Consider the following 23,742-nt stretch of genomic DNA (forward strand, 5'->3'; position numbering starts at 1 on the left):
ACTAGTGTCAGCTATTAGTTAAAACTTTTCGGAATTTTGGAACTGCAACCAAGCTGCAACACAATATTTATCATGATGAGAACAAGTATACTCATCATATTCTTCCAACAATGCAACTATACAGTAAGAACCTGATGGAATACTTGGCTTCTGGTCATAAGAAATAATTCCTGAAGCGTAAGTATTTATGTCAAGTTGATTAGTTGATTTTACTGTTCCTGAAAAACTTGGATAATATTCACCAATTTGGTAACCATTTGAATTTGTACTTCCTGTAAATGATTCAGAAAAAGCAAATAAACGTGCTCTTATACTTCCTGTATAGGATTCTGATATTGTATAGGGTTGATTGGATATAACACCCCATTTCAATCTTGTTTCTAGATTGGGTGAAGTGTTAATGATGGCGTATTTCAGAATTCCATAAAAATCCAATCCACTTGTAGAATGATTAACTTTTTTAGCTTCACATATTAGTTTTTTATATATTGGCTTATTTTGTTGAATAGCTACTTTTGTTTGTATTGGTGGCTCATTTACTACTGGTGGTTGTGGTGCAGAATTATATTGTGGCTGTTCATAGTAGATTTGTTCATTCGATTTGTTCTTTATTTCTTTGTATAAATTATTAGCAAACACCCCGCCTGCAAATGCAGGCAAAAAAATGGTAATCGGAGAAAATCCCCAAAAGTTTTCAGCATAGATATTAAGTGTTGATTGCTCTTTAACATAACCGAAAAGAAACATTGATTTATATCCAACATATCCAGGAAGAAAAAACAGAACTGTAAATGTTTTAATTATTCCCCAAGGGCTGTCGTGGTAAATTTTTATATTAAAATAATTAGCTATCAAAGTTACAAAGAAAATACTAAGAAAACAACACCCCATTAAAGCTACTAGCCAATTTACTTTTTTTGATAAATCAAACCACATATCCCCACCAAAAAATTAATAATTATATGAAATCACGATAGTTTAATTTTACAGCAGTATCAACCCCCTGTAAGGTTCGCTAAATAACCGCCTTTAAATAAAACTCTACGAAATAAAGTAGAGTTTTATTTCGGGGCAAGTTATGCAAGAAAACACAATTCCATGGATCATCAAAGTTGTGCCTGCCGTAGTGGGGGCTATTCTTGCCCTGGTATTAAGTGGTGATATTGATAAAAACGGAAAAATTCAAGTTTCTTTGGGTGTTATAGGCAAGTTTTTATTCAGCGTTTCAGTCAGCCTTTATGGCGGTTCAGCATTTATTGAATATTACGAATTATCAAAATATTCTCACATGGCTCAAGGCTTTGTGATGCTTATGTTTGCAGTTTTTGGATTATTAGGGATTGGCATTCTTTATCAGTCCATTGCACTGATGCATGGTAAGCCTTTATCCGAGGTTATTAGTGAGGTCAAAGCTGCCTTTATTTCAATACTTAGTAATGGTAAAGGTGGGAAAAATTGATGAATACTCTTGATATTACACAACTTCAAAAAGCCGTTGGCGTGAAAGCTGATGGAATTCTTGGGCGTAATACTTTAACAGCTGTATTTCAAAAACTTGGTGCTAATCCTGCACGAGCTACTGAATTAGCATTAGCAGCAAATGTGCACTTAGAGACATATTCAATCAAGACGCAGTTACGCTTTTGTCATTTCCTTGCTCAACTTGCTCATGAAAGCGGAAATTTTCGCTATATGGAAGAAATTGCTTCAGGTGCAGCTTATGAAGGTCGAAAAGACTTAGGTAACGTAAACAAAGGCGACGGTGTGCGTTATAAAGGTCGAGGACCAATCCAGTTAACTGGTCGAGCTAATTATCGTAAGTATGGTCAAGAACTTGGAATTGATTTTGAAAATAACCCTACAATTGTTGCGCTGCCAAGTGTTGGAATGCTTGTAGCTTGCAAATACTGGTCTGAAAATAACTTAAATGTATTTGCAGATTATGATGATGTAACCACGATTACTCGTCGTATTAATGGCGGTTTAAATGGCTTTGATGATCGTAAAAATAAACTTTCTATGATTAAAGGGTGGTTTAAATGATTGATGCTGTGTTAGGTAAATTTTACAAATACATTATTTTAGGCTTGATGATATTTATCTTTGGATATGTTTTTTATGCCAATTCTCTTGCTGGGAAATTGGCAAATGCTGAAAAAGTTAAAACTAAAGCAGTAGCTGATGCTATTAAGCCTTATCAAGATGCAATTGATCAGGCTCAAGAGGAAAAAGCCGCCATTATGCAAACATGGTCAGCTAAAATTATAGAGGTAGAACAAAATGCGATTAAAAAAATACAAGATGCGAATGCTGCCGCTCGTAGTGCTGACTTGGCTGCTAGTGGGTTGTCAAAGCAACTCAGTGAAGCCAACAAACGTTTGTCCAGTGCTCCCAAGCAAACCATCCTTAACTACACCATTGCCAACTCAGAATTACTCGAAAGTTGCACAACAGAATATACAAAAATGGCAGAAATTGCAGATGGACACGCAATTGATGTCAGGCGACTAAATGAAAGTTGGCCAGAAAAAACCCTCGAATGAGGGTTTTTATTAGTAAAGCCATGGTTCCATTTTTACTCACCCCAGCTATCCACAATATCCGCCCAATCCTGAAGCATCTTTCGGCGATCATCAAGCCACCTGGCATGGTTATATGACGCACGTGTCTTGTTGTCATCCGCATGCGCTAACTGCTTTTCAATCCAATCCTCCTCATACCCTTTTTCATAAAGCAATGTTGAAGCAGTGGCTCTGAAATCATGTGCAGTTACATCACTCAAGCCAATATAGTCAAGCATTCTGTTAAGGGTGGTTGCAGATAGCATTCCTCCTTTATATACAGATGGAAAAACATATTCACGATTAGCTGTAAATTGAAATTGTTCTTGAAGCAACGCATGCAACTGGGTGGACATAGGAACAATATGAATGCGATTTTTTTTAGTTGTCCGAGTTTGCCCTGTCTTTTTTGAAGAAACAGGGAATGTGATTATTCTGTCATCAAAGTCAACAAAGGACCATTGCATACGTCTAATTTCAATTGTTCGTAGCATCGAATAAAGCATTGCCAAGCCAGCGTTTTTAACAGTAGTTGAACCACCATAACTTTCTAATTTATTTCTAAGCATTCTTGCTTCATTTTTATCAAGTGGTCGTGCATGCTCAACATCAGGACGTTCGATTGCATCTTTAACAGCATAGGTTGGATCGTAATCAGCACGAAGCGTAGCAATTGCATATCTCATTACAGCACCAATAAACTTTCTATTATCAATAGCTGTAACTTCACCAGTACCATAGTTTTTCTGTCTTTTCACACGTTTGATGGTGTTCTTCATAATTTGAAGTACATCAGCAGAAGTAACATCTTTAACATCTTTGTCACCAATGACTTTCAGAATATCTTTATCTAAAGAAGTCTGGAACCTATTCAGATGGCGTTCAGATTTGTTTGAAAGTTTCTCTTGCTTGTATTCTTGAGCGACATTTTTAAATAAATTGCTTGAGCTCAGGTTGAGTTCTAATGTGAGTTTTTCTTTTCTTTTTTCTTCAAGTGGATTTAGATTCTGATCGAGTAGCGATTTAGCTTCGTCACGTTTTTTTCTGGCATCAGCTAAAGAAACAATTGGATATTCGCCCAACCCCATCATTAGTGTTTTTTTTAACCATTGAAAACGATACCGCCAAAACTTTTTCCCGTTGGGGCGTACTTCAATATACAACCCAGCCGAATCAATAAATCGAGAGATTTTTTCAGAGGGTTTAAGAGCTCTTATTTTTGAATCACTTAGCATTGATGTTGAGTACCGATCTTAGGAAAATTAGGTGGTACTCAATATGGTACTCAATTTTAATGATTTTGCACAGTTTGTCTTAATTTGCTTAGCTTTGTTAAAGCTTTATTTTATGCAGTGTTGGTGTAAATAGGATTTTTTTAGATTTTGCTAGATTTGCATTATACTTCTTTTCGATCATGAGAAGCATATTAAGCATAACCTCTAGTTATTTATACATTTATTTTGTTTGGATTTTTTGAGTCACTGTTGAGTTCCTCATTTAAAAACACTTGGTTTAGGCACAAAATAAGAAAGCCTACGAAGTGCACGCTATCATAGCAGATTCTTTTTTAAATTCTTTGAATTTTTGTTTTATATAAGATTTCTATCAAAAACTTAAGCACTAATTAACGCTTGAATTGGGTATTAAAAATTCTATTCATTAAATCGTATTATTTAGTTGCTATGCTGTTAAAAAAAATATAATTATAGCTTAGGTCAGTGGTTGCATTCGAAAGCTAAGGTAATATTTTAGTAAATTTAAAATATGATTTAAAGGATATTTTTCAATCGTATTTTGAGTTATCAAAAATGATATGCTGAATAAGGAGCAAGTAATAGATGTATAAATATGATTTCATTCAAAATGGTTAAAGATGTAGATTATATTTTAAGGTCTAAAATAGTTTAAACTTTGATCTGAATTTAGATGACAAATCACTTGAATTTATGTAAAAATCAATTTTGTATATGATGCTATCGATCAAATTGATAAAACTTTAATTAAACAATTTATTAATATATTGATATACATTGTAAAAAAGAAAACATTGATGATTTTTCAATGGTTATTTTTTTGCATTTTTATTTAAAAATGATAATATCGTCACATGTTTTTAGGGGAAGAATTTGTGAGAGAAGAAGTAAAAATAGCAATCTTTGGATTAAGTCTAAATGTATTAGAAAGCCTAAAACAAAAAATTCAGGCGCTATATGACGAATCCATCCAGATCAATTGGGTTAATATTGCAGATCCACAATTAGACATACTTTTGGTCAATGATATGTTTTTTGGCTCACCCACTATTCAAAATTTGGTCGGGAGTCAGCGAGTTGCTTATTTACGATTGGTCAACAAACAAGATAAAGCAGGATTGATTGAAAATGATGCTCTATATTTACCATTCTCAGCATCGGATGATATTCGAGAATGGTTTAAAGCGCGCTATTTAGGTACCCCTTTAAAAACATCTAATCAGGATATTCGTGTAGTTAAAACTTCCCAAACTACTGATATAAATAAATTAATCAAAGAGTTGATCGATCAAAGAAATAGTAATATTCAGGTTTTTGATCATCAAGGCAATATTGCACTCATTAATATCCGTAAAGAGCAAGTATGGGTAGACCCAGAACGTAAAACCAATAGCACAGACAATTCACTCAACTATACTTATGCAACGATGCAAAAAGTGCAAAGTGTAGATTCAACGCAAGGTCAAGATCTAAAAAATTGGTTGTGGAATTTATTGTGGAATTCACCGCAATTATTAAAAGAGCAAAATGTAAATACTTTTTATAAATTAAAGTTTTGGCCACAACCGCAATCTGCTTATGATCGACAAAATGTATTTAAAATAGCAGCATGTTTTGAAAAAGGTGCGAGTATCAGCCAAGTTGAAAAAAAAATTAGAAATTAAACTTTCTATTATTCAACAATTTGTGGCTGTTGCCGTTTTGATCGATGCTGTAAAAGAAATTCCTGAGACAGATGCAAAGTTAGTCCTTAAAACTGAGAAATCTGAAGGCGTATTAAAAGGTTTCTTTGGTAAACTCAGACGAAAACTCGGTCTATAAGATATATTAAAGTTTTATAAAAATTTTAATTTAAAAATTAAAGTTGTTAATCGTCCATGAATTGGACAAGGGAGAAAAAATTGATCTTACAGAAATACAAAATTGTATTTGGTGGTACTATGGGGGCAGGTAAGACTGAAGCCATTAAATCACTTTCTGAGGTTTCAGTACTTTCAACTGAAGCATTAAATACAGATCAAGACGCACATACCAAGGCTTTAACAACGGTAGGTATTGATTATGGCGAAATCAAACTTGAAGATGGGGTTGTGGTTGGTTTGTATGGTACGCCAGGGCAAGACCGTTTTGATTTTATTTGGTCAGTGATCTGTAAAGGTGCAATTGGTGCAATAGTATTGATCGATCATTCACGAAAAAATGCCTTAGATGATTTGAAATTCTATCTTGAATCTTTTAAAGCACATGTGGGAAATATTATTGTCGGTATTACCCATGTGGATGAAAATCCGCAAAGTCTATTAAAAATTTACCGTGATTTTAGTGAGATGGAAAATTACGATTTGCCAATTTTTGCAGTTGATGCACGTAAAAAAGATGATGTGTTGCTTGTGGTTGAAGCATTGATTGCACGTGCTGAAATTGAAATATCCTAAGTGTGTAAACAGTTAAAATAATATTGTCGGGTTTGTGGTTTGAGTTGTGATTTATAACGAAAATGTTGCATTAAAACCCGATTTTTATTTAAATGGTTATGTATAAAAATAACAAAAAATATGATTCTTGAATGTGTGAAATTACACGATCTACATGAAAAAATAATCATGCAATTTTAAACAATATTTTAAGAAGAAATGTCATAAGGTATTTATCATTTAATTTAACAGATACGTTATATATTTAACTGTGCACTTTTGAATGCTAACGATGCTTGTTGTATAAGATTTAAATCAGGAAAAAAGCCAAATTTTTGCATGATCAATTTTTGTAAGCATCGTAATTTTTTTGTCTTATGTATCGAAACATTATCTAATGGACGTAAAAGTTCATTGTTCTAGCGTGATGCTCTTTTTTGTCTAGGATTTAGAGTAAATATTTAAGTTATTCTTTGCATAAAGTACGATCAAAAGTATGATAATTGGATAAAATGAGCACCAAGATAATACACATATAAATAATTGCACAATAATAGTGCAATTAAAGGCGGCATTAAATATTTAAAACAAAGAAGTGTGTATGAAGATGGTGCATTTATAAATACGGCTTGTATAATAGTACGGGTATAAACAAATTAAAGCGTATTTTCTGATAAGGAATTCAACCTTTTAGCAAATATTCTTGAAGTTGGTATGGTAATTGCTTTATTAATACTAACTACTAACACGCACAATCACATGTGCAACAAAAAATCATCGGAGCAAAATGAGCATGGCGAACAAGGTCCTACAACTCATCCAAGAAAGTGGCGCAAAATGGGTCGATTTTCGCTTTACTGATACTAAGGGTAAAGAGCAACACGTAACTTATCCTTCGGATAGTATTGATGAAGATACTTTTGAAGACGGTAAAATGTTTGATGGTTCTTCAATTGCAGGTTGGAAGGGTATTGAAGCATCTGACATGATCTTGCGTCCAGATCCAGAATCATGTTTCTTAGACCCATTCTTTGCTGAAGCAACTGTTGTTGTAACATGTGATGTTATTGAACCTTCTACAGGTCAAGGCTATGAACGTGATCCACGTTCGATTGCTCGCCGTGCTGAAGAATATTTAAAATCAACAGGTATCGGTGATACTGCATTTTTTGGTCCAGAACCAGAGTTTTTTGTATTCGACGAAGTGAAATGGGACATTGACATGTCTGGCGCACGTCATACATTAATTGCTGAAGAAGCAGCTTGGTCAACAGGTAAAGACTATGAAGCGGGTAACTCTGGTCACCGTCCACGTGTGAAAGGTGGTTATTTCCCAGTTCCACCTGTTGATTCTTCACAAGATATGCGTGCTGAAATGTGTGCTCGTATCGAAGATATTATGGGACCTGGTCGTGTAGAAGTACATCACCATGAAGTTGCATCTTGCCAATTAGAAATTGGTGTAAGTTTCAACACTTTAGTTCGCAAAGCAGATGAAGTACAACAGTTCAAATATGCAGTTTGGAATGTTGCACATCAATTTGCAAAAACAGCAACCTTTATGCCTAAACCAATGGTAGGTGATAACGGTTCTGGTATGCATGTTCATATGTCAATCTCTAAAGATGGTAAGAACTTGTTTGCTGGTGATGAATATGCTGGTTTGTCAGAAATGGCATTGTATTTCATTGGCGGTGTAATCAAGCATGCACGTTCATTGAATGCGATCACAAACCCTTCTACAAACTCGTATAAGCGTTTAGTGCCACATTTTGAAGCACCAATTATGCTTGCTTACTCAGCGCGTAACCGTTCAGCTTCTATCCGTATTCCTTACGTTTCTAGCCCTAAAGGTAAACGTATTGAAGCACGTTTCCCTGACCCAATGATGAACCCGTACTTAGGTTTTGCTGCATTGTTAATGGCTGGTCTTGATGGTATTCAAAATAAGATCCATCCAGGTGAAGCTGCTGATAAGAACTTGTATGACCTTCCTCCTGAAGAAGAAGCAAAAATCCCAACAGTTGCACATAGCTTAGATATGGCGCTTGAAGCTCTTGCTGCGGATCATGATTACTTGTTGAAAGGTGGCGTGTTCACTAAAGATATGCTTGATGCATATATCGAGCTTAAAACTGAAGAAGTTCGTCGTTTAAATACAACAACGCATCCAGTTGAATTTGATATGTACTACAGCTTGTAATTCATAAGAATTATGCTTGTAAAAAAGACCCGCCTTGTGCGGGTTTTTTTGTATGATAGGTATATATAAGAGATTGATGGATTGAAATGGCACAACGTAAAAAACATATTGGATTTTTCCCATGGATTGATTGTAAAGACCATGAAAAAGGCTTTAAGCTGAATTTTTCTGAAGTGACTTATTTTGAAGTTGGACGTACTATTGAAGGGTATAAACAGGCTGAATTTGTTGCGTTAAGAAACCCTGAACTTGCTTTGAATTTTGATTATCCAAAAAGTTTTTACATCAGTGCAGATGGGATGATTTTAGTGAAAACACCACAAGGTAAGTTTGAGGTGATTGCAAAAACAGATAGTGCATAATTTATTTTTTGCATATGTTTTTATTGAAGTTATTATATTGATGAATATATGAATGCCAGAAAATGAGTGTTTTCGTTCAGTTTATGCAGGTTTAATTTCACAGGATGATTTATGCAATATGGTGCAATGCAACTGCTTTCCATGTGGATTAAAGATCGGCAAGTGCAAAATCAATCTGAACATACATTAGATGCTTATTTTCGTGATGTTTCAGGTTTTATTGACTTTTGTTATATGCGACACATTGAGCTTAATCAAATTGAAGCAGCGGATTTACGAGAATACCTCGCTTATAAAGTCGAAAAAGATCAATTAACTTCAAGCAGCCTACAGCGTCATCTGAGCTCGATTCGTCAGTTTATGAAATGGGCAAAGCAAGGGCATTATCTGGAAATGAATCCTGCGGATGATTTGCAGCTAAAAAGACAACCTCGACCATTGCCCGGTATGATTGATATTGAAACGGTCAATCAAATTATGGATCAAGCAGCCCCTGAAAAACCCTTAGAAAATCAATTATGGGTGCGTGATAAAGCCATTTTAGAGTTGTTGTATTCTAGTGGTTTACGTCTAGCAGAAATACAAGGTTTGAAAATTCGAGATCTTGATTTTAATCGACAACTCCTTAGAGTGACAGGGAAAGGTAACAAAACACGTATTATTCCTTTTGGAAGTAAAGCCAAACAAAGTTTGATTGATTGGTTGAAAGTTTATCGAATTTGGCAGGGAGAATTTGTGGCTGAATCTGCACTGTTTATTAGCCAAAAAGGAAATGCAATCACCCCGAGACAAATTGAGAATAGAGTAAAATATCAAGCACATCGTGCAGGAGTAAATGTAGATTTACATCCGCATTTATTACGTCATTGTTTTGCGAGTCATCTGTTGTCAAATAGTGGTGATTTACGTGCAGTGCAGGAAATGCTTGGACATAGTAATCTTACTACGACCCAAATTTATACCCATATTGATTTTGATCGATTAGCACAAGTTTATGATCAAGCACATCCAAGAGCAGTTAAAAAGTAGCTTTATATACCGCAATAAATGTGCAAATGACAAATTTTAGTTAATTAGAAGAGGGTGAAACTCTAAAATACACGGTCTCTTACAATTTACATGAATGCAGATTATTTGGCATTCTTTGAGTGTAAACTGAAATAGCAATAAAAAATCAAAACTTATATGACTAGAGAATATGCTTTGCATCTTTTATCAATAAAAAAGCCAAAAGGATAATTGTATTTTGTGGCGCTCTATTGTATATGTTTTAGGCAACGTGCGATGTGCACGATTTTTTCCATTTTTAAAAAAAGATGTTGAACATGTACTGGGTAATAAAATGATTCCTGAGCTTGAGCAAAAATATCAACAATTGACTGAAGCGCAAAAAGAAATTTTTCGTGGCTATGGATTACGTCAAGTTAAACATTTTGTGGAATTTAGTCTTCCGAAAATTGAGGCGACTTTACCACAACAAGGAAAAGTCCTAGGAATTAATGCGGAAGGTAAAGTGCAAGCATTAAATACTGAAACTCAAGAAGTATATTTATGGATTTCTGATCAACAATGGCAAGCAGCAAAAAGTGTGTCACAGCATGTGGATGCAAAGGAAGATTTTTTAGCAGTTTGGCAGATATTTGATTTAGAGCATCAAGATTTAATTTCACTCAGTCATATTCACCGAGATTTTTTAGCGGCTCAAAGTAGTTCTTCTTATTAGCATCTGTTTTTGAATATACAATTTCACTCTTGTTCGAGCGTAGTATAAATTCATGTCGTGTGATCTGATACAAGACATGTTGGGAAAGTCGATGGTTTTTTGCCAAGGCAGGATGATCAAAGTCATATAAATAAGTCATACCTAAACGTTGCATAACTTTGGCAGAAGCAAGATTAAGATGTGCTGTAAAAGCCACTAGAGTATCTAGATTTAATATTTCAAATGCAAAAGCGAGGCATGCTTCGGCGGCTTCGGTTGCATAACCTTGATGCCAATAGTGGTGTGCTAAACGCCAACCGACTTCAACACATGGGGAAAAGCTAAAGCGTTCGGGTTGTGCATGTAAAACAACAAAACCAATAAACTGTTGAGTTTGTTTTAACTCAACTGTCCAAAACCCCCATTGATTGTCCTGAATTAAATTATGAAAGCATATAGCCAATTGTTCACTTTCATCTGCTGTTAGGCATTTTGGAAAATATTGCATGACTTTGGGGTCAGCATTTAATTGTACAAAAGCTGGAACATCTGAGCGTTGCCATTGGCGTAAATATAAACGTTTGGTTTCAAGCTGGTAAGTCAACATTTTAAAATGACCTAAATGATTGTAGGTGTAAAAATATTTTACAGTAACTGTGCAGTAGCATGAGCTTAATCCTGTAGGTCGATCAAAAAAACAACTTTTTTGCATCAGATGAAGGTAATTTATTGAAGATATTTCGTTGTTTATCTAAAAGAATGCGGAAAATTAAAAAGAAAGTTGTGAGCAAACGTAAAAAATATTTAAAAAAATACCTAAATTTTCAGTTTTATATCTTAAATGACAATTTTTGATAAGCTGAATCAGTAATTTTGAGTGAAATTTTTTTTAAGATCATTTATTGGTTTTATATCTTAAGAAAGTTTAAAATAGCGTGATTGAAAATTTATTAAACCTTAAAAATCAATATTTAAAATTTTATTGAATAATAGCTAAAACAAAGTGAATTGTTTGAAAAAAATATTTTTGAACTGTGCGTTCAACTATTTTTACGCTTTTTTACATCACTTTAGTGAATTGTGACTTGACCGAAATGCCAAACACATTGCAAGATAGGACACCTAAATAATTTTAAATGAAGGGTTATGATAACTCTTCTTAACATTTACATTTGCTAAAACAGCCGAGGATTACATGAAGGCTCTTGTTGCTGTAAAACGTGTGGTTGATGCCAACGTTAAAGTTCGAGTTAAACCGGACAATAGTGGGGTAGACCTTACTAACGTTAAAATGTCAATTAACCCATTCGATGAAATCGCAGTGGAAGAAGCGGTTCGCTTAAAAGAAAAAGGAACTGTTTCTGAAATCGTTGTGGTTTCTATTGGCCCTAAAGAATCACAAGAACAAATCCGTTCTGCGATGGCATTAGGTGCGGACCGTGGTATCTTGGTTGAAGCTGATGATAGCCAACTGGGTGCTTTAGAAGTTGCTAAAATCTTAAAAGGTGTTGTTGAACAAGAACAACCACAACTCATCCTTTTAGGTAAACAAGCAATTGATGACGACTCTAACCAAGTTGGTCAGATGCTCGGTGCTTTACTTGGTTCAGGTCAAGGTACATTTGCTTCTGAAGTTAAAGTTGAAGGCGACAAAGTACAAGTAACACGTGAAGTGGATGGCGGTTTACAAACTGTTGAACTTGCACTTCCAGCAATTATTACGACTGACTTACGTTTGAATGAGCCACGTTATGCTGCGCTGCCAAACATTATGAAAGCACGTAAAAAGCCGCTTGATACGAAATCTCCTGCTGATTATGGTGTTACTTCAACGTCTAAACTTAAAACAGTTAAAGTTGAACCACCTGCAGAGCGTAAAGCTGGCGTACAAGTGAAATCTGTAGATGAGCTTGTTGAAAAATTAAAAAATGAAGCGAAAGTGATCTAATACAGAAGGATAAAATCATGAGTATTTTAGTTATCGCTGAGCACGACAATAAAGCACTTAACGGTGCAACATTAAACGTTGTTGCTGCGGCTCAAAAAATCGGTGGTGATATCACTGTATTGGTTGCAGGTTCTGGTGCTCAAGCAGTTGCTGATGCTGCTGCTAAAGTTGCTGGCGTAAGCAAAGTATTACTTGCTGATGATGCTGCTTATGCAAATCAATTGGCTGAAAACGTGGCTAAACTCGTAGCTTCTATCGGTGCGGGTTATTCTCACATCCTAGCTGCTTCTACAACGACGGGTAAGAACATTCTTCCACGTGCTGCTGCACTATTAGATGTAAGCATGATCACTGACATCATCGCTGTTGAAGGTCCTAAAACTTTCAAACGTCCAATCTATGCTGGTAACGCGATTGCGACTGTTCAATCTGACGAATCTATCGTTGTTGCAACTGTACGTGGTACTGCTTTTGATGCTGTTGCAAGCGACGGCGGTTCAGCTGCTGTTGAAGCAATTGCTTCAACAGGTGATGCTGGTATTTCTAAGTTCATTTCTGAAGAAATCGTGAAATCTGAACGTCCAGAATTAACAGCTGCGCGTATCGTTGTTTCAGGTGGTCGTGGTGTTGGTTCTGGTGAGAACTACCACAAAGTACTTGATCCACTTGCTGATAAGCTTGGTGCTGCTCAAGGTGCTTCACGTGCTGCGGTTGATGCTGGCTTCGTTCCTAATGACATGCAAGTTGGTCAAACAGGTAAAATCGTTGCGCCTGACCTATACATCGCTGTCGGTATTTCTGGTGCGATTCAGCACTTGGCGGGTATGAAAGATTCTAAAGTGATCGTAGCGATCAATAAAGATGAAGAAGCGCCAATCAATGCTGTAGCTGACTACTGGTTAGTCGGTGATTTGAATACTGTAGTTCCAGAGTTAGTTTCTAAACTTTAATTCTGAACTTTAAGTTTCAAAAAAGACGCTCTTAAGATATTAAGGGCGTTTTTTATTTAAATTAAAAATAGATAAGTTCAATGAACATAAATTTAAAATTTACACAAGATCATATTTTTAAAAGAATCATTGTTTTTCAATCAGCATTGTTCGTGGGCATGATGATGCTCGTAATGGTCTATGCTATGACAATAAATATGGCGGACGATCGCTTCGGTATGATTGTTTTTTCCATATTCGGTATAATATTGGCTTGTACGGCTTGTCTTTTACTGCAAGATGCTTTTAGAAAAGATCGATCTAAAAAATATTATCTACATTGGAGTCCTTGGATTGTGGTGTGGATTTATTGGGATTAATTATTTTAATTCTTGTCTATGTACTGTTTAGACTGAACGCTCTCATTGTAACTTTTGTATATCGATTGATTTTTGATGGGCAAAATATTTTAAAAAATTGGACTTACAGTTCCTGTAGGGGGATAAAAAGAGGATAAATAGAATGAAATGTCATAAGTGCAATGCTGAAAATATCAATGAAGCAGTCCGATGTGGAATCTGTGGTGTACGCTTAAAGCATCAGCAAGCTTTTGATGATTTCACAGGGAGTCATATCCGATCTTTAAACCGAGGCAAACGACAAAAGCAGCATATTTTGAATCAAGATGCGGATATAAAGCCATATCAACATTCAAATTCGAATCAATCGTTAAAGAACGAGCATAAAGCTAAAAATGAAATAAGAAAACTATTTGATATAACACAAGAAAAAATTTTACGGGCACAAGGTAGATTTGTGGAGCATCCATTAAAAAATAAGAAGGTATTTATTTATATTGTGTGGGCAGTGATCATTTTTGTATTGGCAATTCTTGATGGAATGAATAGTAACGCTATTCCCTAAAGTATAAATGCGTGATTGAAGCAAAATATGTTTTTTATGTTTATAGAAAAATAATGGCTTAAATCAGAACCTTTGATATTTGATGCTAAAACACAGAATATTTTTAAAGAAAAAATACTATTGCTGCTCAATGGTGGAGCATGTATTTAAGAGAATAATTCTAATAAAAATTATATGAAATGTGTTTTAAATAATGAAATATCTAAAAGTAATCAGTGATTTGTTTTAAAAAACAATTGTATTTTATAAGGCGATAAGTAATATAAACCTTGCTTCCAGAGAGGAAGAGTAATAATTCTTATAGGACATAAGATGAAACAGAATATTTTAAAAAAAATTGCGTTAATTGCTTTATTGGGAATGGGGTTGTTCGCACAAGTCTATGCTGCTAGTCCATTGGTGGGGTATTGGAAAAGCGTAGATGATCGCACAGGAGAGGCGTTGTCTATTATTGAAATCAAAAAGTTAGAAAATGGGACGTATGGCGGATTTATTGTCCATCGTTTTGCTGCTCCAGGTGGCGTGCCGTTGACACATTGTACAAAATGTCCTGAACCTTATAGAAATAAACCTTTAATCGGTATGCAGATTTTATCGGGTTTTATTGAAGATCCTAAAAAGCCAAATAACTTTATCCATGGTAAGGTTTTAGAGGCAAAGAGTGGTAAGATTTTTGAAGGAAAAGGGCAATTGGTTGCAGATGGTCGTCGCTTACGTTTAAGGGGTTTTATTGGGGTATCTATGTTAGGGCGTACCCAAGTGTGGGTTAAAGTGAATGACCCTCAAGCAGAGATTAATAAATAATAGGTTATTGATTTAACAGTGTTCACCCTTCTAACTTGTCTGAATCAAATAATTTAGAAGGTTAATTTTTCATCGCATTTAATTTTTGGCTCAATTGCCTTATTTTAGCTCTAAGATTTAAAATAAATTTTATTACCTGAGTCCATAGAGAAGTTTTTTGACTTATAAATTTTTAAAATATGAATTTTCCAATCATTTTGTCAGACTTTTTTATGAGGCTTTTGCTGAATTAATTTTATGATTGAAATGGACGAAAAATTGTCATTTAAATGCATAAATTTAACAAGATTTAGCGCTATTTAAAGCCACAAAAAGTGAAGTTTTTATGCTATAATTTTCGGCTGAATTTTAGATTTTGACTTATATTTTTAGGTCAAATTTTTGCAAGATTGACGATATAAATCGAGTAACTTTGTTGCTTGAAATAAGGAGTATGCATGAGCGTATCGGAAACTAGACCGATTGCCATTGAGGATGAACTCAAGCACTCATATCTAGACTATGCGATGAGCGTTATTGTCTCACGTGCATTACCAGATGTTCGCGATGGTCTAAAACCTGTTCATCGTCGTGTGCTATTCGCTATGCACGAGTTAGGCAACGACTATAACAAAGCGTATAAAAAATCTGCCCGTGTTGTCGGTGATGTCATCGGTAAGTATCACCCGCATGGTGACTTTGCTGTTTATGAAACAATTGTTCGGATGGCGCAAGATTTTAGTTTGCGTTATCAATTGGTAGATGGTCAAGGTAACTTCGGTTCGGTTGATGGTGACAGTGCTGCGGCAATGCGTTATACCGAAGTACGTATGCGTAAATTGACCCATGAAATGTTGGCTGATTTAGAAAAAGATACAGTCGAATGGGAAGATAACTACGACGGTTCTGAGCGTATTCCTCAGGTGATGCCGACGCGTATTCCTAACTTGTTGATCAATGGTGTTACAGGTATTGCAGTGGGCATGGCCACCAATATGGCGCCACACAATATGACGGAAGTCATTAATGCGTGCTTGGCATATGCAGAAAATCCTCAAATTTCAATTGAAGGATTGATGCAACATATTTCTGGTCCAGATTTCCCTACAGGTGGTATTATTTATGGGAAATCAGGCATTGTAGATGCTTACCGTACAGGTAAAGGACGTTTACATATTCGTGGTAAATATCATTTTGAAGAAGACCAAAAAACGGGTCGTACCACAATCGTCTTTACTGAAATTCCGTATCAGGTCAATAAAGCAAAAACCATTGAGCGTATTGCTGAATTGGTGAAAGAGAAAAAACTTGAAGGGATTTCAGAACTTCGTGATGAATCTGACAAAGAAGGGATGCGTATTGCAATCGATTTAAAGCGTGGAGAAAACGCTGAAGTGATTGTAAACAACCTATTCTTAAATACACAGCTTGAAAATTCATTCAGTATCAACATGGTTTGTCTTGATAATGGACAACCTAAGTTAATGAATTTGAAAGATATCATTGCGGCATTTATTCGTCATCGTCAAGAAGTGGTAACACGTCGTACGATGTTTGAATTGCGTAAAGCACGTGAACGAGGTCATATCTTAGAAGGTTTGACTGTTGCTTTAGCCAATATTGATGAAATTATTGAAACCATCAAGACTTCGGCAAATCCACAAGAAGCACGTGAACGTTTGCAAGCGGGTGAATGGGCAGGGGGTAATGTACTTGCCTTGCTTGAAAAAGCGGGTGCAATTTCTGTACGCCCTGAAGAGATTGAGGGTGAGGATCCAAATCGTCCATTTGGTTTAGATGGCGCAATTTATCGTTTATCACCTGCACAAGTTGGTGCGATTTTAGAATTACGTTTGCATCGTTTAACGGGTCTTGAACAAGATAAGTTACAAGCGGAATATTCTGAGATTCTAGCGCAAATTGCTGAACTTACAGCAATTTTAAATGACTTTAATTTATTGATGGGCGTGATTAAAGAAGAACTTGCTTTGATCTTGCAACAATATGGCGATGCTCGTAAAACAGCAATCGTTGAGTCACGTATTGACTTCTCTCGTGAAGATTTAATTCCAGAAGAGCAAGTTGTATTGACTGTTTCTAAAACAGGTTATGCGAAAACTCAACCATTGTCAGACTACGCTGCACAGCGTCGTGGTGGACGTGGTAAATCAGCAACTTCGATGAAAGAAGACGATTATATTCAACATTTAATCGTGACATCGAACCATGCAACCGTGCTTTGTTTTACCAATGTCGGTAAGGTTTACCGTCTGAAAGTATTTGAAGTACCGCAAGCTTCGCGTGGTGCGAAAGGTCGTCCGATGGTGAACTTATTGCCATTGGACGCTGAGGAAACCATTACAGCAATTCTTCCTGTGATTGATGCACCGAAGAAATTTACTGAGCGTTTAGCTGAGTTTAGAAGTTTTACGCGTGCCAATGTTGCGAAGCTTCGTGAAAATTCAGTTATTGATTCGCATTATGAAGCATTGAAAGCTGCTTTTGCTGAATTGGGTGAAAACCCTGATGACTTGTCTGATGCTTTACGTAAGCAGTTGAAAGAAATAGGTTTAGAGCTTTCAACAACAGATGTACAAGATGATTTAATTGCAGAATTTGCTGAACGTGTTGAAAGTGTTCGTAAAAACTTCTATGTGTTTATGGCAACCGCTTCAGGTACAGTAAAACGTGTTGAATTAGAACAATTTAGTAATGTTCGTTCAAATGGTTTACGTGCTATTGAGCTGAAAGACGAAGATACCTTGATTGGTGTTGCAATTACGGATGGTGAACAGCAAATTATGTTGTTCTCAAACGAAGGTAAGGCAATTCGTTTCTCTGAAACAGATGCGCGTGTGATGGGACGTACTGCGAAAGGTGTTCGTGGTATGCGTGTGACATTAGCAGCTGCACAAGCGGATGAAGACGTAGAAACAGATGTAGATTCTGAAGATGAAGATTCTTCAGATTCAAGTTTCGTGAGCCGTATTGTTTCACTCGTTGTTGTTCCTGAAACGGGTGAAGTATTATGTGCTTCTGCCAATGGTTATGGTAAACGTACTTCTGTCGATGACTTCCCAACCAAGAAACGTGGTGGGAAAGGTGTTATTGCCATTAAGACTTCTGAGCGTAATGGTGAATTGGTCGGTGCTGTAGCAATTGACGTCACCAAAGAGGTGATGTTGATTTCTGATGGTGGTACTTTAGTGCGTACTCGTGCTTCTGAAATTGCACAAACAGGTCGTAATGCACAAGGTGTTCGTCTCATCCGTTTAGGTAATGAAGAAATCTTGGTTGGCGTTGTTGCGGTTGAAGCGGTTGAAGAAGATGAAGAAATTTTAGAGTCAGTTGAAACCATTGATGGTGAAGCATTAGTGGATCAAGAAAAGCTGGTGATTGATGAAACAATCATGGAAGAAGGTGACACTGATTCTATTGATAATGACATTGATGAGTAATTTGTAGTTATTGAGAAAGGGCGCTGCGGCGCTCTTTTTTATTGCATATCACTTTAAATATTTATCATTTTAATTTATAGATGAGTTTTATTTGTAGTTATATCTGTGATAACTTGGTTTCTTAATGAAAGTTAAATGCTTTTATGAAAATAAACTGGGATTTGAATGAAGAATATTTTACTTATTTTGTGTTTAAGTTTGCCATTAATGGCGTGTGAAAAAGTTGGCAATGCGGTGCTTGAAAAGGCAATCGGTGAAATTCCAGAAAGTAGTGCAGTACAAGATGCTAAGGCGCAACAACTCTTTACGGCATTGGTTGAAAAAAACGAGATTAAGGTTTATCAGTTAGTCGAACTCGATGTTCATAAATTATTAAATAATAATCCACAAGTGCTGCCAGAAATTTTTGAAATAATGCCTGACCATGTGATTGAGCCAAAAGAGGTGGTGTATCGTGCAAAAACAGTTGATTTAAAAGTAGGTAAAATATTTTCAGTGACTTATTATTATGATTATCCTGACAAACCTATTCGTTTTACGGTGATATTTAAAGGGCATGAGGGCGGTGCAAAAGTATTAGGACTTTTTGTGACACCCGATCAAATACAACAAGTCACTGAAACAGAATAAACAAAAGAAATAACTTAGCTAAAAATATGAATAATGAACAGATAGAAAAACCAGATGTGAAAGGAGAATTAAAAGTCATTTTTGTTATTTTATGCGCGATTATTTGGTTTAGTGTGATGTTTAGTGAATATCGTACAGCATATTTAGCTGCATTGACTGAATATGAAATCAGTTATAAATTAAATTGGACATTAGAAAAAGAATTAGAAGTTGAAGATCTTATTTTTAGTTTCCACTCTAAAAAAGGTAAAACGATAAAACCTAAAGCTCCAGAACTCATTGTTAAAAATAAAAAAACTGGACAAACTCTAGTGAGTCAACAATTTAGTTTTTTTAAAATTAACCGCCCTGAACTAAAGTTAATCTCTAATGCTGAATATTCTATAAGCTATCCTGAGTTTTATTATAGCCCTGATTATAGTGTGATGTTGAAACGTAAAAACTTATATTGGATCAGCAAAGCAACGGTGATTAGTGAGGGACAAGAAGCACGTATCTATTTTAAAAATGCAGATCCAAATTTTAAAAGATATAATAAAATCCGTTATACAAAAAACATGTATGTATTTTCTTTCATTTTAATTTTTATTATTGCTTCTAGCATTTGTATTGCATCTTTATTCAGTTGTTTGAAAGATTATAAAAACAATATTTCTTCAATAATAATCTATATTTTAGGATTAATTTTTGTTGTTTATTTTATATTTTACAAATTTATTTGGATATGGCTTCAAGTTGAGTTTAGGGTGTTTTAGAATTTAAAATAACTTGAGTATTATATTTGCAAAAAAATTGAAACCCTATGCTATTTTATTGGAAATAAACTGAGATGTTAAAATTAATTTATTATGTTCCCGAGTCACATTTAGAGACGACAAAAACAGCAATATTTGCAGCAGGCGCAGGTGGCATTGGAAATTATGAACATTGTGCATGGCAAGTGTTAGGCAAAGGGCAATTTAAACCTGTGCAAGGCGCACATCCATTTATTGGTGAGTTGGATCTTTTAGAGCAAATCCCTGAATGGCGTGTGGAAACGATTGTTCCTGAAGATAAAGCGAAAAAAGTGGCAAAAGCTTTAAAAGCAAGCCATCCTTATGAAGAGCCTGCTTTTGAGTTTATTCAGATGGTTGAGATTAATTGACATAAGTCAGTTGAAAAGCCCCCTCTCTTTACGAAACAATATTTCTCATCCCTCAACGGGAGAGAGGACTTTATTTTTAAACCTTTTCAATAAATAAATCACGATCAAAACGATACTGTGGGAAAAATACGCCATCTTTGGCACGTTCACCCGCGGCAATCACCATAACGGGATATTGTTGATCATTCAAATTTAAAATTTGACGTAGCATAGGTTCATCAAAGCCTTCCATCATGCAACTATCAAAACCATACGCGCGCAAAGCCAAGACAAAATTTTCGCAAGCCAATGCAGTGGTTTTTGCGGCCCAAAGCTGGGCATCAGCAGGATTAAAAGCAGTTACAGGCAATTGCTTATTCATACTACGGGCAATTTTAAATGCCACCTTTTTAAAATTACCCAAAGTGTTGAAATAACCCGTTTTATAGTTATACGGAATATATTTGTAATATTTTTGCACCGCTGGTGGTACTTCAGGAAATGGAAATTCACTGATATTACGTTTTGACATTTCATTGACACGATCGGTACGTGCGACACACACAATCAGTTCAGCAGCTGTTTTTGCAGCCAATTGACCTAAGCAAGCTTTGACCAATTGTGTTTTCTTCGCTTGATTTTGAACAACATAAAATGTCCAAGGCTGTAAATTAGAAGAGTTCGGTGCAAGCAAAGCTAAATCTAAGCATTGCTCTAAAATGTCGTTTGGAATTTGCTTTTCTGTAAATTTACGTACAGAGCGGCGACTTTGCAGAACAAGCTTAAAGTTATCCACATCAATATCTTGTGGAGCAGGTTCATAATAACGTTGTTTAGTTGAATTTTCTTGTGACATAAGATTTGCCTAAGATGAAAAATAAATTAGCATTTAAAATGAAAAAGCCACTGAATATTATGACTTCAGTGGCTTTGGCTCATCATATACTCAATTAGTTAAATTGAGAAAAATCGGGTTTACGTTTTTGCATAAATGCTGAAACAGCTTCTGCCATTTCAGGTGATTTGACACGGGTCATAAATATTTCAGCTTCATGATCTACACACTCAATGATTTGTTGTAAATTGTGTTTCATTAAGGCTTTACTTTGTTTTAATGAAGCCAATGGAAGTGAAGATAAATGGCGTGCTTGTGCTTCAGCATGTGCATAAGCATCTTCTACAATTTCGTTGACTAAGCCTGTGGCGAAAGCTTTTTCTGCATTAAATTTTTGTGCAGTAAAAATAAGCTCAGCCGCTTTATGATAACCTGCTTGTTGTACCAAAAGCTGTGTTGCGGCACCTTCAGGAGATAGACCTAGACTAACAAACGGCATTTGGAATAATGCTGTATTGTCGCTATAAACCAAATCTGCATGTAATAAAATAGTGACACCAATTCCAATGGCTACGCCGCGTACAGCGACAATCAATGGTTTAGAAAAACGAGCAGCCGACTTTAATAACACAAATGGCGGATTCATACCTGCTTTACGATCTAGAGGCTTTTGTGCAAAAGCCAAGAAGTCTTGCATATCATTACCAGCAGTAAAGTCATTGTCTTGACCGCGGAGAATGATATTGCGTACAGCATCATCATGATCGGCTTCATCCAATGCTTGCGCAATCCATAAATATAACTCGCCATAAAGTGCATTTTTTGCTTCAGGACGATTAATCGCTAAAGTGAGTGTGCCGTTGTCTAAATTTGCATTTAAATGTGGATGTGGCTGTTGAATACAACTGAGGGTCATCGTACTATCCTTGCTTTAAAATTCATTGGATTTTTATAACGCCATTATGTCGCATATTTTATGTGTAGACGCAAACTGGTCAGTTCATAAAAATGAGGACTATGATGCAATATTGTTTTGATTATCTGGTTTATATAGGTCGTTTTCAGCCTTTTCATTTGGCACATATGCAAACTATAAACATTGCATTAGCGCAAAGTCAAAATATAATTTTGGCATTAGGTTCGGCACAAAATGAGCGTAATATTAAAAATCCTTTTAGTGCTGAAGAACGTGAAAATATGATTCTCTCTAACTTTTCAGCTGAAAATCAAAAACGTATCCATTTTGTACATGTTATTGATGTTTATAATGATGTGAAATGGGTGAAATTGGTTAAATCTTTGGTCAATGAAGTGGTTAAACCTGATGATCGAGTGGGTTTAATTGGTCACTTTAAGGATGAATCTTCTTATTATTTACAGCTTTTTCCTGAATGGAAAATGGTTGAGTTAGATAGTTTGAAAGGGTCAATTTCAGCCACCCCACTCAGGGAAGCATACTTTCAGGGTGAAATTAAACAGGCTGAATTTCCGCTTGGAACAGTGGATTTTTTACAAAAATTTCAACACACTGATCATTATCAGCAACTCAAAGCTAAATTTGCAGCTCAAGATACATCGAATATTGAGCTTTAATCGAAAATTTTAAATATATACATTATTCTGATTCAAATAGATATTTACTCTGTTGAATCAGATGCTGTGTCAAAGCTTCGAGTTGAGGCGATTGTCGCTTCCAATGATGCCAATATAAAGGGATCTGTATTTGGGCAAAAGGCATTATTTCAATGAGTTGACCATTCTGAATGCGATTCTCAATTTGAAAGTCAGGCAGTAGACCATAACCAAAGCTCAATAAAATTGCTTCTGCAAAAGCCGTTGAAGATGGGACACTATGATAAGGAAACATAGTTTGAGTTAAGCCAAAATGTTGCGTTAAAATTTGCTGATGTAGTTGGTCTTTTTCATTAAAAATTACAGCAGGTGGGTGTATTTTTTAAAACTTCACGTGAAATATCATTTTTAAAATACTGCTGATAAAAAGCTTTACTTGCCACCATACGATAGGTCATTTTTCCTAAAGCATGTGTGTGACAACCATGCATAGCTGTTTTTTCGGTAGAAATACAGGCATTGACTAAACCTGCTTCGAGTAAATGATGGGTTTGAGTTTGATCATCAATTTTTAAATCTAATAAAATGTTCTGTTGTTGTACAGATTGTTGTAGTGCAGCCAATAACCATGTGGCTAAAGAGTCTGCATTGGTTGCGATTTTTAATTTATAAAAAGCAGATGCTTGATGTTTACCTTGAAAATTTTGTAATAGGTCACTTTCCATTAAGCGAATATGTTGTAGATGTTGTAATAGCGTTTGTCCCATTGGTGTGACACGGCAAGGACGCTCTCGTAAAATTAATACTTGTCCTAATTGTTTTTCTAATGTTTGTAGCCGTAATGTGACTGCTGAAGCTGTGATATTGAGTTGGATTGCAGCGAGTTCAAAACTTCCTGTTTCAGCAATGGCTAAAAATGCTTCACTTTGTTTGCTTTGTAACATATTTATAGCTCATTTTGGCTTTATTTAACTAAGAAAAATTTAGTTTGGATGAGATTTTCTAAGAATAATTTATTTTTGAATGGAAAACGAGATAATGACGA

Annotated in this window: 24 protein-coding genes and 1 pseudogene; 19 read left to right on the top strand and 6 right to left on the bottom strand. The window is 35.5% G+C overall.

Features of this window, described 5'->3' with window-relative positions; genetic code table 11:
* Positions 1-18: 18 nt before the first annotated feature.
* The gene (locus G0028_RS06375; RefSeq protein ID WP_180044782.1) at positions 19-936 is read right to left on the bottom strand and encodes a hypothetical protein; all 918 of its coding nucleotides are present in this window, start codon (positions 934-936) and stop codon (positions 19-21) included.
* Positions 937-1,078: 142 nt separating this feature from the next.
* Between G0028_RS06375 and G0028_RS06380 the strand changes: the two genes are divergently transcribed.
* The 3 genes from G0028_RS06380 to G0028_RS06390 are packed head-to-tail and all read left to right on the top strand — an operon-like array spanning position 1,079 to position 2,543.
* Positions 1,079-1,459 carry a hypothetical protein gene (locus G0028_RS06380; protein ID WP_180044781.1) on the top strand — a complete coding sequence of 127 codons (381 nt, stop codon included), beginning with the start codon at positions 1,079-1,081 and terminating at the stop codon, positions 1,457-1,459.
* The gene (locus G0028_RS06385) at positions 1,459-2,043 is read left to right on the top strand and encodes a glycoside hydrolase family 19 protein (RefSeq protein WP_151835258.1); all 585 of its coding nucleotides are present in this window, start codon (positions 1,459-1,461) and stop codon (positions 2,041-2,043) included. Before G0028_RS06380 ends, G0028_RS06385 begins: the two co-directional genes overlap by 1 nt.
* Positions 2,040-2,543, top strand: coding sequence for a hypothetical protein (locus G0028_RS06390; protein ID WP_180044780.1), 504 nt, complete (start codon positions 2,040-2,042; stop codon positions 2,541-2,543). The genes G0028_RS06385 and G0028_RS06390 overlap by 4 nt, the downstream gene beginning before the upstream one ends.
* 32 nt (positions 2,544-2,575) lie before the next feature.
* On the opposite strand, the gene G0028_RS06395 is transcribed toward G0028_RS06390, so the two are convergent.
* Entirely contained in the window at positions 2,576-3,796 is a 1,221-nt protein-coding gene (locus tag G0028_RS06395; protein ID WP_180044779.1) for a tyrosine-type recombinase/integrase, read from the bottom strand.
* An 893-nt stretch (positions 3,797-4,689) separates the two neighbouring features.
* Between G0028_RS06395 and G0028_RS06400 the strand changes: the two genes are divergently transcribed.
* The 7 genes from G0028_RS06400 to G0028_RS06425 all read left to right on the top strand — a co-directional run bounded on the left by G0028_RS06400 (position 4,690) and on the right by G0028_RS06425 (position 10,516).
* On the top strand, positions 4,690-5,478 hold the full coding sequence (locus G0028_RS06400) for a hypothetical protein (protein WP_227554781.1): 789 nt from the start codon (positions 4,690-4,692) through the stop codon (positions 5,476-5,478).
* Positions 5,456-5,635: a hypothetical protein gene (locus tag G0028_RS21040; RefSeq protein WP_227554782.1), complete on the top strand. Its 180-nt coding sequence runs from the start codon at positions 5,456-5,458 to the stop codon at positions 5,633-5,635. Before G0028_RS06400 ends, G0028_RS21040 begins: the two co-directional genes overlap by 23 nt.
* 80 nt (positions 5,636-5,715) lie before the next feature.
* Positions 5,716-6,249, top strand: a complete 534-nt coding sequence (locus G0028_RS06405; protein ID WP_174492993.1) for a GTP-binding protein — start codon at positions 5,716-5,718, stop codon at positions 6,247-6,249.
* A 766-nt stretch (positions 6,250-7,015) separates the two neighbouring features.
* Positions 7,016-8,431 carry a type I glutamate--ammonia ligase gene (gene glnA / locus G0028_RS06410; protein WP_171457446.1) on the top strand — a complete coding sequence of 472 codons (1,416 nt, stop codon included), beginning with the start codon at positions 7,016-7,018 and terminating at the stop codon, positions 8,429-8,431.
* 86 nt (positions 8,432-8,517) lie between these two features.
* Positions 8,518-8,793, top strand: coding sequence for a hypothetical protein (locus G0028_RS06415; RefSeq protein WP_130072808.1), 276 nt, complete (start codon positions 8,518-8,520; stop codon positions 8,791-8,793).
* 111 nt (positions 8,794-8,904) lie between these two features.
* Positions 8,905-9,822: a tyrosine recombinase XerC gene (locus G0028_RS06420; RefSeq protein WP_130072807.1), complete on the top strand. Its 918-nt coding sequence runs from the start codon at positions 8,905-8,907 to the stop codon at positions 9,820-9,822.
* 313 nt (positions 9,823-10,135) lie between these two features.
* Entirely contained in the window at positions 10,136-10,516 is a 381-nt protein-coding gene (locus tag G0028_RS06425; RefSeq protein WP_180044919.1) for a hypothetical protein, read from the top strand.
* On the opposite strand, the gene G0028_RS06430 is transcribed toward G0028_RS06425, so the two are convergent.
* Positions 10,464-11,102, bottom strand: coding sequence for a GNAT family N-acetyltransferase (locus G0028_RS06430; protein ID WP_180044778.1), 639 nt, complete (start codon positions 11,100-11,102; stop codon positions 10,464-10,466). The genes G0028_RS06425 and G0028_RS06430 overlap by 53 nt on opposite strands.
* A gap of 588 nt (positions 11,103-11,690) precedes the next feature.
* Between G0028_RS06430 and G0028_RS06435 the strand changes: the two genes are divergently transcribed.
* The 8 genes from G0028_RS06435 (at position 11,691) to G0028_RS06470 (ending at position 20,311) form a co-directional block, all read left to right on the top strand.
* Positions 11,691-12,443 (top strand): electron transfer flavoprotein subunit beta/FixA family protein, encoded by a 753-nt coding sequence (locus G0028_RS06435; RefSeq protein ID WP_130072805.1) that lies wholly within the window; start codon positions 11,691-11,693, stop codon positions 12,441-12,443.
* Between the two features lie 17 nt (positions 12,444-12,460).
* Positions 12,461-13,393: an FAD-binding protein gene (locus G0028_RS06440; protein WP_130072804.1), complete on the top strand. Its 933-nt coding sequence runs from the start codon at positions 12,461-12,463 to the stop codon at positions 13,391-13,393.
* A 501-nt stretch (positions 13,394-13,894) separates the two neighbouring features.
* On the top strand, positions 13,895-14,296 hold the full coding sequence (locus tag G0028_RS06445) for a hypothetical protein (RefSeq protein ID WP_180044777.1): 402 nt from the start codon (positions 13,895-13,897) through the stop codon (positions 14,294-14,296).
* A 312-nt stretch (positions 14,297-14,608) separates the two neighbouring features.
* On the top strand, positions 14,609-15,100 hold the full coding sequence (locus tag G0028_RS06450) for a DUF2147 domain-containing protein (protein ID WP_130072802.1): 492 nt from the start codon (positions 14,609-14,611) through the stop codon (positions 15,098-15,100).
* Between the two features lie 437 nt (positions 15,101-15,537).
* On the top strand, positions 15,538-18,537 hold the full coding sequence (gyrA, locus tag G0028_RS06455) for a DNA gyrase subunit A (RefSeq protein WP_180044776.1): 3,000 nt from the start codon (positions 15,538-15,540) through the stop codon (positions 18,535-18,537).
* Between the two features lie 165 nt (positions 18,538-18,702).
* Positions 18,703-19,167, top strand: coding sequence for a hypothetical protein (locus tag G0028_RS06460; protein WP_180044775.1), 465 nt, complete (start codon positions 18,703-18,705; stop codon positions 19,165-19,167).
* Between the two features lie 26 nt (positions 19,168-19,193).
* Positions 19,194-19,922 (top strand): hypothetical protein, encoded by a 729-nt coding sequence (locus tag G0028_RS06465; RefSeq protein WP_130072799.1) that lies wholly within the window; start codon positions 19,194-19,196, stop codon positions 19,920-19,922.
* Positions 19,923-19,996: 74 nt separating this feature from the next.
* Positions 19,997-20,311, top strand: a complete 315-nt coding sequence (locus G0028_RS06470; RefSeq protein ID WP_180044774.1) for an NGG1p interacting factor NIF3 — start codon at positions 19,997-19,999, stop codon at positions 20,309-20,311.
* A gap of 76 nt (positions 20,312-20,387) precedes the next feature.
* Here G0028_RS06470 and G0028_RS06475 read toward each other — a convergent pair whose 3' ends face one another.
* Complete coding sequence (locus G0028_RS06475) at positions 20,388-21,146, bottom strand: nitroreductase family protein (protein ID WP_130072797.1); 759 nt, start codon at positions 21,144-21,146, stop codon at positions 20,388-20,390.
* A gap of 94 nt (positions 21,147-21,240) precedes the next feature.
* Positions 21,241-22,041 (bottom strand): enoyl-CoA hydratase-related protein, encoded by an 801-nt coding sequence (locus G0028_RS06480; RefSeq protein WP_180044773.1) that lies wholly within the window; start codon positions 22,039-22,041, stop codon positions 21,241-21,243.
* A 104-nt stretch (positions 22,042-22,145) separates the two neighbouring features.
* On the opposite strand from G0028_RS06480, the gene G0028_RS06485 reads away from it, so the two are divergent.
* Positions 22,146-22,718 carry a nicotinate-nicotinamide nucleotide adenylyltransferase gene (locus tag G0028_RS06485; protein ID WP_180044918.1) on the top strand — a complete coding sequence of 191 codons (573 nt, stop codon included), beginning with the start codon at positions 22,146-22,148 and terminating at the stop codon, positions 22,716-22,718.
* A 22-nt stretch (positions 22,719-22,740) separates the two neighbouring features.
* On the opposite strand, the pseudogene G0028_RS06490 reads toward G0028_RS06485, so the two are convergent.
* Positions 22,741-23,641 (bottom strand): annotated as a pseudogene (locus tag G0028_RS06490) (LysR family transcriptional regulator ArgP).
* Positions 23,642-23,742 lie beyond the last annotated feature (101 nt).

The sequence above is a fragment of the Acinetobacter piscicola genome (assembly GCF_015218165.1).
Classification (GTDB): domain Bacteria; phylum Pseudomonadota; class Gammaproteobacteria; order Pseudomonadales; family Moraxellaceae; genus Acinetobacter; species Acinetobacter piscicola_A.